Below are 12619 nucleotides of genomic sequence, written 5' to 3'. Positions count from 1 at the left end.
CGGGGCACGACGCCTCAGTCCCGCCCCCTGTCCCCTGGCTCCCGCCCGGAGGACATGGTGCGGCCACGGCTGACCTCCACGACATCCTCCGCGTGCTCCGCGGCGTCGGTGGTGAACTCCGGGGGTGCGGGCTCGGCCACGTCGTGGATCGGGGTGCGCAGCAGGGAGGCGGTGGCCCACCCGTGCTCCAGGAGGTAGGCGTCCGTGCCCGGCTCGTGCTCGACGTCGATCTCCTCGTAGGACATGTGCACCCAGCCCTCGCCCCGCTCCTTCACCGCGGCCTGGACCGCGCCGAACTGCGCCAGTCGGGCGACGCGCAACCCACGGAGCCGCTCCATCGGCACATCGGGCACGTTGACGTTGAGCACCCGCCCCTCCGGGGCGTGCTCGACCATCCAGTCGAAGGCCACCCGGCAGACCTCCTCCGCGGTCGCCCAGTGCGCCGGGTCGGCCGACGCGATCGAGACCGCGAGCGCCGGGATGCTCTGGGTCGCCGCGGACAGGGCTGCGCCGACGGTGCCGGAGTGCAGCGTCGCGTGACCCGTGTTCGCCCCGAGGTTGACCCCGGAGAGCACCAGGTCGGGCCGCTCCCCGAAGGCGCCGTAGCCGGCGGCGAAGGTGATCAGCGCCGGGGCCGCCCGCACCCCGTGGGCGGGCACGCCCTCGACCAGCCCGGGTGGGGCACCGTCGGTCAGCTCCAACCGCCCGTCGACCTCGTGGCCGATCAGCGACGCCGACGCACCGGAGTACTGGTGCGACGGGGCCGCGACCAGCACGTCGTGGCCCGCCGCGTGCGCCACGTTGGCCAGCACGGTCAGCCCGGGCGAGTCGATCCCGTCGTCGTTGGTCACCAACACCCTCATGAGTCCAGCTCCTCTATCGTCACCTGCGTCGTGAACCGCTCGATCTCCTCGCGGCTGCCGGTGCCCAGGCCCCGGCGCGTGATATTCAGGGTCCCTGCGGCGGCACCCAGCCGGACCGCGTCCAGCACCGGCTCACCGCGGCCGATCCCCACGGCGATGCCGGCGGTCATCGAGTCGCCGGCGCCGCGGTGGTCCACGGACGACAGCGGAGGCGTGCGCACCAACCAGGCACCGTTCGGGCGCACCACCAGGGTCGGCTGGTCGGCGCGGGAGATGACCATGGTCCCGACGCCACCCTCGACCAGCTGCGCGGCAGCCGCCCTCAGACTCGACACTGAGTCGTCGTCGGCCAGGCCGGCCTCGATCACCTCGTCGTGCGCCATCTTGAGCACGGCGGGGCCCACCTCCGCCACCCGGAGCGCGGCCTCACCGGACAGGTCAGCGACCAGAATGGTCTCCCCGACCAGGAGGTCGTGGGCCAGCCGCCCGAAGAAGTCCGGTGCCAGCACCTCGGGCGGCTGCGCACCGGTGAGCACGCACACGTCGGCGTCCATGCCGGTGACCAGCGCCGCCCCGAACAGCTGGTCGGTCTCGTGCCGACGGAGCGGTCCGGCCGGCATCCGCGCGACCTCCTGCCGCTCCCCGGAGCGCCGGTCGTGGACCAGGGCGGCGCTCCCCTCGGCATACTCGATCGCCGAGATCTCCAGGCCGGCCGTGCTGGAGATCTGTCGCAGGATCGTCCCGGTCTCGCCGCCGAACGGTCCGCAGACGGTCACCCGGGCGCCCAGCGAGTGGGCCATGGTGGCGACCCACAACCCCTGACCCCCGCGGTGCACGTGGATCTCCGCGCGGGAGTCGTCCCCGTCGAAGGCGTCCTCGGGCCGCTCGATCTCCACCATGAGGATCGAGGTCGGCGCGACGACGCACACCCAGGGTTCCTGACTCACGCACCAACGGTCGCAGAGCATCGCGGGATGTGCACCCGCTCCCGGCCCCTGAGGGACACCGCACCACATAGGCTCGCGGCGTGGAAGGGTTCAGCGCCTCGGCGGTGCTCGCGGTCCTGCTGGGCGTGGTGGCGCTTCCGCTGCTGTTCATCCCCTACATCGCGTGGAGCTTCCGCCGCGGCACGACCGGCCCGGGGCACGCCCTCCTCAGCGCGGCCGCGATCGTCTACCTGATGGCATTGTGGACCTACACGATCCTGCCGCTGCCGGCTGTCGAGGACCTGATCTGTGACGGCACCCTGCGGGCCCAGTTCGTCCCGTTCCGCTTCCTGGGCGACATCGACGCCAGCGGCGGGCCCGTCGGTCTGCTGCATGACCCGGCGCTGCGCCAGGTGGTCCTCAACGTGGCCCTCTTCGTGCCGCTCGGGATGCTCGTGCGGCACCTGTTCCGGTGGCGTCCCGCGTGGTGTGTCGCGACCGGCCTGGGGGCATCGCTGCTCATCGAGCTGACCCAGCTGACCGGCAACTGGTTCGTCTACCCGTGCGCCTACCGGCTGTTCGACACCGACGACCTGATCGCCAACACGCTCGGCACCGCGATCGGTGTGGCGCTGGCCCCGCTCGCCCGGCTGGTCCCCGGGCAGCACGAGCGCCCGGCCGACCAACCGCAGCCCGTGCGCCCCCTGCGGCGGCTGACCGGGATGGCGGTCGACCTCGTCTCGGTGCTGCTCGTCGGGGTCGGGGTCCCGCTCAGCGTGCGGTTCGCGCTCTACTTCACCGGCCGCGACTACGAGGCGCACACCGTGCTGATCCAGGTGGTCGCCACGATCACCGCGGCGGTGGTGCTGCTCCTCGCCGTCCCCGCCTCGACGGGCGCCACCCTCGGGCAGCACCTGGTCTACCTGCGACCCGTGCGACCCGACGGTCGACGCCCCGGCTGGCACCAGTGGCTCGTCCGCTGCCTGACCGGCGCGGGTGGCTACGTCCTGCTCACCCTCCCCGAGGACGCCGGGGTCACCGCGTTCGGTCAGCTCGGTTTCGCGTGGGCGGCGCTGTCCGCCGTCGTCGTCCTGTTCATCAACACCCGGGGCATCAGCGGCTACGCCTCCGGGCTGGTCGTCGTCGACTCCCGCGAGCCGGACGTCGCGGCGGGGTCGGCGGAGCGCGGCGCCGACCCGCGCAGCCTCAGCTCGGCGGTCTTCGTCGTCGGGGCCCTGGTCTACCTGGGCATCTCGGTCCTGCTGACGATCTCAGCCCTGTCGCCGGTGGTCGGCGCCGGCCTCGCCGGTGCCGTCGCCGTCGGTCTCGTCGTGGCCAACCTGGTGCTGGTCGGCTACCTGCTCTACACCGGCCTCGTCGTGGTGCACCGCGAGGGCCGTGGCCTGGGCAATCTGCTCAGCCTGCTCGCCGTGGCCGGCGTCCTGGCCCTGATCGCGCTGCTCGTCACGGGGCTCCTGCTGGACCTGACCTGGCTCATCGTCCCGGCCGTGGCCGGCCTGGCGCTGACCGCCCACATCGCGCTGCTGCTCGGCGCCTTCGTCATCTACGGCCTGGCCTATGCGCGCGTCCCGGCGCAGCCCGGCCGGGACGCGATCGTGGTCCTCGGCTCCCGGGTCTACGGCCACCGGGTCCCGCCGCTCCTCGCGGCGCGCATCGACAAGGGACTGGAGGTCCTCGACGCGGAGACCGCGCAGGGCCGTCGCCCCCTCCTCGTCCTGTCCGGCGGCCAGGGCCCCGACGAGGTCGCGCCCGAGGGCGAGGTGATGGGACAGTATGCCGTGCGCGCTGGGGCCGACGACGAGCTCGTCCGGGTCGAGGGCCGGTCCCGCACCACGCAGGAGAACCTCACCTTCTCCCGGGACCTGCTGGTGGCCGAGGGCCGGGGCACGTCGTTGGTGGTGACCACCAACGACTACCACGCCTTCCGGGCGGCCATCATCGCCCGGGAGCTGGGGCTGGACGCCCAGGTCGTCGGGGCACCGACGGCGCGCTACTACTTCCCCTCGGCCGTGCTCCGCGAGTTCGTCGGGGTGCTCGCCCGCACGCCGGTCCTGCACGGCACGCTGGCCGTGCTGGTCGTCGCGGTCAGCGGCACCCTGGCCTGGCTCGTCACGCGCTGACCGGGTCATCCTGCCGGACGACTCCACAGCCCTCGGTGTGGGCAGAACTACCCATTTCGCGACGACGCTCCGGCCACTAGCGTCGTCGGAGAGGTCTGGTGACCCACGAGGGGGCATCACCTCGGGTCGGAGGGAGATCGCGCATGCCCCCACCACGTCGCCGACAGGTCGTCAGGGCCCGGATGCTGCGACCCCTGGACCTGCTGGACCTGCAGGTCACCGCGGTCGGGTTCCTGGTCGAGGAGTCCGCCGGGGGGCCGGTGCTCGTCTCCGACGGCGAGGACGGCCACCTCATCGTCGACCTCGCCTTCCAGCACCTCGGCGAGGAGGCGTTCCCCGAGTCGCAGGTGTCGCCGGAGCCGTCCGGTCTGGCAGGTCACCGCGCGGCCCGCCCCTCCCGCCTGGTCTACGAGCTGCCCGCGGGTCAGCGCCTGGACTGGAGCCTTGAGGGCCTGCTCGAGGCGATCCCCCGGCTCACCCTCAAGGTCGTGCCGCTGGCCACCCCCGGGCCGCCCAGCTATCCGGAGGACGAGTCCCCGGGCTCCGGCCCCGGGCTGGTCCTGCCCCCGTGGGTGATCGGCCCGGTGATCGGCCCGGTGATCGGCCGCGTCCCCCGTCGGGGTCTCGAGCGGGCCGCCCGGCACGGTGCCGTGCCGGTGCACCGCGCGGTCGTGGGTGCCGAGCAGGCCCGGCTGCTGCGGGGCCTCACCCGCGTCGGTGCCCGGGAGCTGGTGCCGCTGCCCCGCCCGATCGACCCCGTCCGGCCCCGGCCGGGCCGCAAGCCGCAGCCGCGCGTCCCCGCCGGGGACGAGACGGCGCTGGAGGTGCCCTACCGGTTGATCGTCTCCCCGAGCGCCGAGCACGGAGCGTTCGTGCACGACGTCGAGCCGGTGCTGCCGCCGACCGTGCCCGGGAACGGACCCGAGGACGGGACCGGTCCGCAGGGAGCGGACGCCGCCCAGCGTGCGCAACTGTGGCACACCCGGCTCACCACCCGCGTCGTGAACGAGGACGGCAAGGTCGTCGGCCACACCGACGGCGGCGTGCAGCGTGTCGTCCGCGCGGTCTGGTCCCGCGACCTCGAGGCGCCCGACGCCGGCACCGACACCGACGTGCACGAGCCGATGTCGACCAACCCGATCGACCGGCGCAGCCTGGTCCGGCAGAGCGCGGCGACCCACGAGGGCGTCACGCCCGTCCCGTTCCGGGTCCGCAGGCTGTATCTCTCGGCCCTCGGCGCATGGGTCGACTGGCGCGGGTCGTGGGACACCTCGGAGTATGGCGTGCCGTCCGGCTGGCCCGGGCAGGTCACCCCGATCACCACCTACCGCCACGTGGCACAGATGGGCCGGGACTCCTACGTGCGTCTCACCTACCCCGGCTTCCTCTACCCGTTCGGGCACCGGTGCGAGTGGGTCAAGCTGACCGAGCGCAAGGTGCACGAGGCGACGCGCACGGCATACTTGCGGCAGCGCAACTTCATCGTGCTCAAGGACACCACGCGTGCCTGGACCGAGCGGGACACCCCGCTGTCCCGGGTCACCCTCGACCCGCTGGTCACCCCCGACCTGGACCCGATCACCCCCAGCACGCCACTCGAGGCGTTCTTCCCGCTGCGCGGCGAGGTCCCGTTCGCGTGGGACATCGCGGGCACGGACCAGGCGGGCGAGACGATCAGCCTCTCCGCGCCGCTGCTGTTCGTCCCCGACGTGGCGATCATCGACCGGCTGGGTGACGGGAAGTCGCCGCAGCAGATCGGGCAGGAGATCTCGGCCCTCTACAACCCGCACCGCCAGATCGGCGCCCGCGGACAGCAGGTCAGCTTCGCCGCATCCGCGGCCCACGGCGACACCCGGCTCGAGGTCAACCACCTCACCTGGGACGGGCACCTGGACACGGAGGCGTTCACCTCCCGGCCCTACCTGCAGCGCAGCAACGCGGTCGTGCCGTCCATGCGGCACCTGGCCGGTCAGGCACCCGGGGTGGACCTGGAGTTCAACGCCGCCTACCTGGCGGACGACCCCGACGCAGAGGAGACCGACCAGCCCGGCTTCGGACCGGCCAACCCCTCCGCCCTGTTCCTCACCCTCAGCAGCCCCCCGGTCTCCCTGGACTTCACCTCCGGCTCGGACCGCGCCGGCGGCTTCGTCGCGCCCAACCTGGCGGTGCGGGCGCTGTCCCGCTCGCTCGGGGCGGTCGGCGACGACGGCAGCACGGCGGGCGGGCTCGCCGACGGCACGTTCGACCCCGCCACCTTCCTCCAGGGTGCCCTGCCCAAGCTGTTCGGGCTGTTCGACCTCGTCGACCTGATCGAGGCGATCACCGGGGAGGAGCTCACCCTCGACGACGCGCCCTCCTTCGTCACCGACGCCCTGGACACGGTCAGCGCCATCGCCACGCAGGTGCAGCGACTGACCCAGGCGATCGAGGAGGCCCGTCAGCGGCTGGCCGCCGACCTCGCCGCGGCGCAGGAGATGCACCAGGGCGCGATCGAGGCGATCGAGGACGCCCAGGCGCAGCTGGAGACGGTGGCGACGGGGCTGCTCAGCCAGCTCACGGCCCTCGGCGACGCGTTGGCCGACCTGCTGGAGGACCCCACGGCCGCCGACCCGGCCGCCGACGCCGCCGCCGACCTCGCCGGGTCCCTGGAGGACCTGCGCCCCGTCGTCAACCACCCGAGGATGCCCGCGGCGGTCCGCTCCGCGCTCAGCAAGCCGCTGGAGGCGCTCATCACCGCCCTGTCGGTGATGGAGGACGTGCTCGACGCCATCGACACCTTCGTCGAAGGTGTCCTCACCCCCGCCACCGGTGTCTCCGCCCGGTTCGAGTGGCGCCCGCCGATCGGCAGCTGGCCCGGCGAGCCCCCGGACGCGGTCTTCCACGCCAAGGACCCGCGCGGCTTCGCGCTCGCCGTCGAGGTCCGCGCGAGCGCCCAGGGAGCCCCGAGCGCCGACGTGAGCGCCGAGCTGCGCGACTTCGCGCTCGTGCTGCTGCCCGGCGAGCCGCTGATGGCAATGAACTTCTCCCGGATCGGCTTCCGGGTCGGCTCCAACAGCAAGCCCGAGGTCGACGTCGTCTTCGGCGGGATGGAGTTCCTCGGGGCGCTGGGGTTCATCGAGACGCTGCGCCGGATGATCCCGTTCGACGGCTTCGCCGACCCGCCGTATGTCGATGTGTCACCGGCGGGCGTCACCGCCGGGTTCGACCTGGAGCTGCCCAACGTCTCCGTCGGGGTGTTCAGCCTGGAGAACATCTCCCTCGGCGCCGACGCCCGCGTGCCGTTCCTGGGCGACGCCGTCACCGTCGGGTTCAACTTCTGCTCCAAGGACAGCCCCTTCCGCCTCACCGTCATGTGCATCGGCGGTGGTGGCTGGGTCGCGATCCGGCTCTCCCCCATGGGCATGGTCTCTCTCGAGATGGGGCTCGAGGCCGCGGCTGCCCTGTCCGTCGACCTCGGGGTGGCGTCCGGGTCGGTGTCGATCACCGTCGGCGTCTACCTGCGGCTGGAGGGTGAGGCCGGATCGTTGACCGGCTACTTCCGCATCCGCGGCGAGGTCGACGTGCTCGGCCTGATCTCCGCCTCGATCACCCTGGAGCTGTCGCTCACCTACGACTTCCCGACCGGCAAGATGGTCGGCCGCGCCTCGATCGTCGTCGAGGTGGAGGTGCTGTTCTTCTCCGCGTCGGTCGAGATCTCGGTGGAACGCAAGCTGGCCGGGTCCAAGGGTGACCCGGTGTTCCGGGAGATCATGCCGCCGGACTCGGCCGGCCACAGCGACGCCTGGTCCACCTACTGCTCGGCCTTCGCGCCGGGCGCCTGAGACGCCGGAGCCCGACATGACCACCACCCGCTTCCTGGCCACCGCACTCCCCTACTCCCTCGCCAAGGACGCCCCGTTCCACTGCTCGGTGTTCTTCACCCACCGGCTCACCCCGGAGCAACCGGACGCGACGCTCGCCGACTTCCCGGACGCCGAGCGCTGGGTCAGGACCCTGCTCGAGGGCCGACTGGTGCTGGTCACCGACACGGCACCGGACGGCATACCCGTGCGGTTCGTCTCCACGCCCGACCAGGACCACTTCGCCGCGGTCTTCCCCGCCGACACCCCGGTCGCCGGATTCAGCACCCCCACGGTGACGGACCAGCCGTGGACGAGCTATCCGGCGCACGCCATGGAGGGCCACGCCGTGGCCACCCACATCGGGTCGATCAACCACTCGCCGCTGACCCCGCCGGGCGTCCACGGGAACCCCGTCGTGGAGGCGGTGTTCGACCAGCTGCAGCAGTTCCACGAGCCGCTCGGGGACCTGCGCAGCATCGCGGTCGACGGGCTCCCCCAGCGCGACGCGCAGCACCTGGCCCGCAAGCTCGACGAGGCCAGCGCGACCCTGGGCCTGGACAAGCGCCGCAGCTATCCCTCCGAGCCCAACCCGTGGACCTCCGCGATCGAGATGCTGCTGCGGGACGAGGGCAGCAGCGACCTGGTCACCACCCGGCGTCTGGATGCGCTGGTCGCCGAGCCCCACGACCAGCTCCCGCCCGCCCTGCAGACGCTGGCCGACGTGCACGCCGCCCGCCGCTTCTACCAGCGCGAGGAGGTCGCTTACGAGGAGCGGCCCGTCGAGGGTGCGACCACGCCCCCGGTGGAGGTCCCGGAGCAGGACTTCCACGAGCGGGCCGCCTCCCTGGGGAGCACGCCCGTGCTGCTGCGCACCCTCGGCCTCGTCGTGGACGTCGCCGTCGACGACCCGAAGCAGCGCGCGCAGCTGGCCAAGGCGACCTGGGTCTCGGCCCGGTTCGAGCCGGACGCCCGGGCCAAGGACATGGTCCGGCTCGCGCCGCCGCGCACCTGGTGCGAGTCCGACGGCAAGGGTCACTGGCGCGCGGTCTCCTCGGGCGCCTGGTCCGGCGGGGCTCTCCCGCTCGGGCAGCCCCGGGTCTACACGGTGCTCGACCTCGACCCGGACGCGTCCGGGCTCAAGCTGGAGCAGCACCTGCGCGACCTGCCCCGCGCGCTGGCGACCGAGCTCAACGGCGACCCGGTCACCGCTGCGCCTGCCTCGTTGCGGGCCACCGGCTTCTCGATCGCGCGGGTCACCCGGGACGAGCAGGTCCTCGCCCAGGTCCAGCGGGCCGAGACCTTCACCGACGTCGAGGACGGGCCGGGCGTGACCGGTCAGGACCTCGCCTACGACGACGTGGTGCGCGGCATCCGGCTGGAGGTCTGGGACGACGACAGCCAGGCCTGGCACTCCGTGCACGAGCGGCTCGTCGACGTGGAGGCCGGCCGCAGGAGCGTGCTGAAGGCGGAGCCGGACACCGGGTTCCTGCAGCTCACCGGGCTGACGCGGGCTCCCGGGGAGGACACGGCCTACCACCTGCACGAGGTCTTCGTCGGCTGGGACGGGTGGAGCCTGTCCGCCCCCCGGCCCGGCAAGATCATCGTGCACGGCGAGGACGGCCAGGAGCTGGTTCTCGACGAGCCACCTGGTGACCCGGCCAGCCACGTCGTGACCCGCACCACCGTCGCCGCGGGGACGCTGCCCTGGTTGCGCTACGGGCGGCGCTACTCCTTCCGGGTGCGCGGCGTCGACCTCGCCGGCAACTCCGTGCCACGTCCAGCGGCGGGGGCCCTCAGCCGCGCGGCGGTCCGTGCGGCCGGTGACCGGCTCGACCTGCTCCGGAGGACGTATGCCGAGCAGGAGCGGGAGGGTCTGCTCGGTCCGGTCCGGGAGCGGCTGGTCGACCGGTCCCCCGCCCCCGAGAGCGAGCCGATCCTGCGCCGGCTGCTCGAGGTCGGCGCGCGGGAGGGAGCCGAGGTGGCCGAGGAGCTGGAGGCCGCCTACCGGGAGGCCTTCGTCGAGACCGCGCCGGGTGTGACGCTGCCGCCGGAGGCGGTGACCGGGGACCGGCAGGTCGACCGGCTGCTGCGGGCCCGGCTCACGGCTCAGGTCGAGCGTGAGCGCACCGCCCGCGGGGCGGCCCTGCGCCGCGGCGCCGAGCTCGCCCTGGCCGAGGTCGTCCGCCGTGCCGAGACCTGGCGGGCCCGGCCCCAGCTGAGCATCACCCCCGAGGCGTTCGCCCGCCTGGACGACACGGTCGACCCGATCCGGAGGCGACGGGAGCTGCCGCCGGACTTCGGTCCGCCCGGCGGGGGACCCGTCATCGAGCCGGAGCCGCCCGACGTCCCGGTCGTGACCACGCCCCGGCCGTTCCTGCGCTGGCACCCGGTGCCGCCGCCGACCCTCGTGGCCCGATCGCCGCTCACCACCGGGGAGTCGCTCCAGCGCCTCGTGATCCGCGACAACACGCCCACCGAGCGGCACGTGGTGCCACCGAAGGGCACCCAGCTCGAGGCCGAGCAGCACGGCATGTTCGACGCGGCCATCGGCTCCGCGAACCCGACCCTGCACGACCAGCTGCTCGCCACCGCCTACAAGGAGCGCGGGACGCTGCTGGACGAGTTCATCCAGGACCTCGACGACCCCAACGCCGTCGTGCCCCAGCCGGGGATCGCGCTGCACAGCCGTCCCGGCGCCGACCCCGACGCGGCGGTCACCCTCGCCGACATCACCGCCACGCGCGACACCCCGCTGGGCGAGGGGCAGTACGTCGTCCACGACACCGACCAGCTGGTGCTGCCCTACCTGCCCGACGTGCTCGCCCACGGTGCGTCACTCGTCTTCTACGACGCCGGTCCGCCGCACACCCTCGCCGAGCCGCGGGTCCTGCAGACGGCCCTGCTGGAGTATGCCGGGAGCTGGCCCCGCGTGGAGCCGCTGCGGTTGGTGCTGGTCGCCGGGGAGGAGCTTGGTGCCCGGCGCGTCGGCAACCTCGTGGAGGTCTCCCTCCCCGCCGGGGAGCAGGTGCGGGTGGCGATCTCCTCCTCGATGGACGAGGAGGCGCTGCAGGTCCTCGGGCCGTGGCGCTCGCACGTGGCCTCGGTCGCCGGCGACGACGGGGACCCCGCGTCCGCCGCGGCCCGGGCCGTCCTGGCGCGCGCCGCCGGCAACGGCTGGTTCTGGTGGCTGACCCCCTCCCACGACATGCGCCTCGTGCACGCGGTCCGGCGCCCGGTGCACCCGCCCGAGCTGCCGGCCCTGCGCGTGCTGCACCGCCCGGCCGGGCTGACCGTCGCCGGGCTCGTCGGGGTGGTCGACGTGCACGGGCCGAGCACCGAGCGGATCGCGCTGCAGGCCACCTGGTCGGAGTGGGTCGACGACCTGGCCACCGACGGGCCGGTGCGAGTGGACCGGCAGGACGTTGTCCTCTCCTCACCCGTCCAGCCCGACGAGCGGTTCGGCCTGCTCTACCTCGTCGACGCCCTCCTGCCCGGCGCCGACGGCAACCCGCCGGTGGTCTCGCACCAGGCGATCCAGAACTTCCCGGACACCCACCACCGTCGCGTGACCTACGCCGCGCGGGGTGTCACCCGCTACGCCGAGTTCTTCGACCCCGCCGAGCTGCCCCCCGCGGACGACCCGACCCTGCTCGGGGAGTCCCGCGAGCTGACGGTGGTGAGCTCGGCCCGGCCGTCCGCGCCCGAGGTGAGTGACGTCATACCGCTGCTGTTGTGGGACCAGGAGACCGAGCCGGACCAGCCCTTCGCCCTGCGCCGCACCCGCCGCTCGGGGGCGCGGGTGTGGCTCCAGCGGCCGTGGTTCTCCTCCGGCGACGGCGAGTTGCTGGCGGTCGTGCTCGGCTCGGCGGAGATGCCGCCCACGCTGTCCTCCCGGTGGGCCAGGGATCCGGTGCAGATCACCGGGGTGCCCGCGAGCACGACCGTGCTGCCGCTGGTCACCCCGACCGAGCTGCTGCTCGGTGTCGCTGCCGGCGGGGTCGTCGAGCCCCGGCCCGGCCGACCGGTGACCCTGCCGGTGCCGACCAGGCTCGTCGACGCCAAGGGCAACCCGACGGTGACGGTGCTGGGCTACCAGCCGGAGTACCACCCGGGGCGGAAGCAGTGGTTCGTCGACGTCGCGCTCGACCCGGGTGACTCGCTGTGGCCCTTCGTGCGGCTCGTGGTCGCCCGCTACCAGCCCGACTCGCTGCCCGAGTGCGACCTGTCGCCGGTGGTGCTGACCGACTGGGTGCAGCCGCTGCCGGAGCGGACCGCGACCGCCAACCGGCGGACCGAGCAGACGGTGCGGATGACGGTCACCGGACCGATCGGGATGGCCCGGCTGCCTCGGCCCCGGATGGTGGGGGGTGCGCCCGCCGGCGAGGGACCGGTGCCCCAGGCCGACGCCGTGCTGCGCATCGCCCGGGAGGTCTTCGCCACGGTGCAGCAGGCTCCGCCGGACGGTCGCGGCGACCTGGACTGGACCAGCTTCGACCGGGTGCGCCTGCCCCTGGCCGGCATGACGGGCGCCCGGGCGACGTGGTCCGCCGAGCTGGACCTGCCGGAGTCGGTGGACCTGGCGACGCCCGGATCCAGCGAGCGGTTCCGCGTGCTGGTCGAGGAGTACGAGTACTTCGACGCCGACCCGGAGGAGGGCAAGAAGGAGGGGGCGCCCAGCACCGCGCAGCGCCTCGTTTACGCCGACCACTTCCCGTTGTAGGCGTAGCGCCGGCCGACCAGGTGAGCGCGATCCGGGCGGTCGTGTCGCTCTCTCTCTGAGTCCGGTGTGCCTCCCTCCGAGGGGGACCCACCGTTCTCAAAGCCTCGGAAAGGTGGACAACTGCCGG

General features: G+C 73.5%; 5 protein-coding genes. 3 read left to right on the top strand and 2 right to left on the bottom strand.

Translation table 11 applies throughout. From position 1 onward, the window contains the following. Positions 1–14: 14 nt before the first annotated feature. Together MWU75_RS14820 and MWU75_RS14815 are read right to left on the bottom strand one after the other, a co-directional pair. Complete coding sequence (locus MWU75_RS14820; protein ID WP_247092200.1) at positions 15–863, bottom strand: 5'/3'-nucleotidase SurE; 849 nt, start codon at positions 861–863, stop codon at positions 15–17. After that, complete coding sequence (locus MWU75_RS14815; protein ID WP_247092198.1) at positions 860–1810, bottom strand: PfkB family carbohydrate kinase; 951 nt, start codon at positions 1808–1810, stop codon at positions 860–862. Before MWU75_RS14815 ends, MWU75_RS14820 begins: the two co-directional genes overlap by 4 nt. An 80-nt stretch (positions 1811–1890) precedes the next feature. Here MWU75_RS14815 and MWU75_RS14810 point away from each other — a divergent pair, with 80 nt between their 5' ends. The 3 genes from MWU75_RS14810 (at position 1891) to MWU75_RS14800 (ending at position 12492) form a co-directional block, all read left to right on the top strand. Further along, entirely contained in the window at positions 1891–3930 is a 2040-nt protein-coding gene (locus MWU75_RS14810; protein WP_247092196.1) for an ElyC/SanA/YdcF family protein, read from the top strand. A 143-nt stretch (positions 3931–4073) separates the two neighbouring features. Continuing rightward, the gene (locus MWU75_RS14805; RefSeq protein WP_247092194.1) at positions 4074–7751 is read left to right on the top strand and encodes an apolipoprotein A1/A4/E family protein; all 3678 of its coding nucleotides are present in this window, start codon (positions 4074–4076) and stop codon (positions 7749–7751) included. 16 nt (positions 7752–7767) lie between these two features. Further along, positions 7768–12492, top strand: a complete 4725-nt coding sequence (locus tag MWU75_RS14800) for a hypothetical protein (RefSeq protein ID WP_247092192.1) — start codon at positions 7768–7770, stop codon at positions 12490–12492. Positions 12493–12619: the final 127 nt, after the last annotated feature.

The organism is Ornithinimicrobium sp. F0845 (assembly GCF_023015765.1).
Classification (GTDB): domain Bacteria; phylum Actinomycetota; class Actinomycetes; order Actinomycetales; family Dermatophilaceae; genus Ornithinicoccus.
The sequence above is the reverse complement of the archived record's forward strand: the minus strand, read 5'-3'. Positions and strand labels throughout refer to the sequence as shown.